At 53.1% G+C, this 995-nt stretch carries 1 protein-coding gene and 1 pseudogene; both read left to right on the top strand.

Features of this window, described 5'->3' with window-relative positions; translation table 11 throughout:
• Positions 1 to 222: hypothetical protein (locus H0248_RS21710; RefSeq protein WP_180787452.1), on the top strand; the 222-nt coding region annotated here is incomplete at its 5' end.
• Between the two features lie 5 nt (positions 223 to 227).
• A pseudogene (locus tag H0248_RS21705) lies at positions 228 to 743 on the top strand (ATP-binding cassette domain-containing protein); the annotation flags it as partial.
• Between the last annotated feature and the right edge of the window lie 252 nt (positions 744 to 995).

The following is a 995-nucleotide window of genomic DNA, read 5'->3' as shown; positions in this document are numbered from 1 at the left end:
ACAAAAAACAGTTACGGGACACAGACTAGTCAGTGGAAACAAGGCTTTTTGCAGGTGCCTTCGCCCCATGACAAAGCGGCGCTCAAACAAAGCCAGAAAGAAGTTAAGCAACTAAAACGCGAACGGGTTCGTAAGGAAAAGGCGCTGGCGGAGGCGGCGGCGATACTGGTGCTGCGAAAGCAGTTGCGGGATTTTTACGGGGAAACCGACGAGGACGACTGACGCCCGGAACAGCGCGGCAGGCACTTATCGGTTACGTGCGGGAAGCGATGGCGTCAGGAGCCCGGCTGTCACTGTGGGGACGGTTATCGCAGGACGATCGCCAGTGCGTGCAGCTCGCAATGGAGAAAACGCACATCGTCGACCTCGCCGACAAACGGTTAACCGATTTGTCCGGTGGACAGCGTCAGCAGGCGTTTCTGGCGATGCTGCTGGCGCAGGATACGCCCGTCGTTCTGCTCGATGAACCAACAACCTATCTCGATATTAATCATCAGGTCGAGTTAATGAAGCTGCTGCGTGAACTGAATCAGGCGGGCAAAACGGTCGTGACCGTCCTGCACGATCTGAATCAGGCCAGCCGCTACTGCGATCATCTGGTGATGCTGGCAGGTGGACGCGTGATGGCGCAGGGCTCACCGCACGAGGTAATGAAACCGACATTGCTACAGCAGGTATTCAGCATTGATGCGGAGATCCACGCCGAACCCGTCTCAGGACAGCCGATGTGTGTGGTGCGGTGATAGCGAGTCCTATTTTTTATCCAGCATTCGAGGGCATAACTATCTCATAAAAATATTTATGCCCTCTCGAAAATAGCCTTGTTAGCCATGAGCTATCAGAACCGCTATTCTGCCTGTGTGACAGGGAACCAATACACATAGTGGGAACACCACTATGGCGATTAGCTCAAACCATCAGGCGCTAAATAATTTATATGGACACCGACCCCGTGCAAACACGGGAAATTTTGGTAATGACTCTAATTGGTTGAA

It is taken from the genome of Pectobacterium brasiliense (assembly GCF_013449685.1).
Taxonomy (GTDB): domain Bacteria; phylum Pseudomonadota; class Gammaproteobacteria; order Enterobacterales; family Enterobacteriaceae; genus Pectobacterium; species Pectobacterium brasiliense_A.
Note: the sequence above shows the minus strand (reverse complement) of the source record. Positions and strands in the feature narration are given on the sequence as shown.